Raw genomic sequence first — 314 nt, 5'->3', positions numbered from 1 at the left:
GGTCGTTAGCTCAGTTGGGAGAGCATCGCCCTTACAAGGCGAGGGTCACTGGTTCAAGTCCAGTACGACCCACCATTATTCCCTAATGGTGTTCATATCTAAATTCTTAATGGGTCGTTAGCTCAGTTGGGAGAGCATCGCCCTTACAAGGCGAGGGTCACTGGTTCAAGTCCAGTACGACCCACCATTTACTTTTTAAAGCAAAAAGTTAAAAATGGTAGCGAAGAAAAAGATTATATGGGTCGTTAGCTCAGTTGGGAGAGCATCGCCCTTACAAGGCGAGGGTCACTGGTTCAAGTCCAGTACGACCCACC

2 tRNA genes are annotated in these 314 nt (G+C 48.1%); both read left to right on the top strand.

Annotated features, from left to right (window positions below):
• The first annotated feature begins 111 nt into the window (after window positions 1-111).
• Window positions 112-187, top strand: a tRNA-Val gene (locus HUS61_RS21410).
• 52 nt (window positions 188-239) lie between these two features.
• Window positions 240-312 (top strand) — tRNA-Val (locus HUS61_RS21405).
• Window positions 313-314: the final 2 nt, after the last annotated feature.

This window comes from Pseudoalteromonas sp. 0802 (genome assembly GCF_013350085.1).
Classification (GTDB): Bacteria; Pseudomonadota; Gammaproteobacteria; order Enterobacterales; family Alteromonadaceae; genus Pseudoalteromonas.
This window is presented reverse-complemented; position numbering and strand designations above follow the sequence as displayed.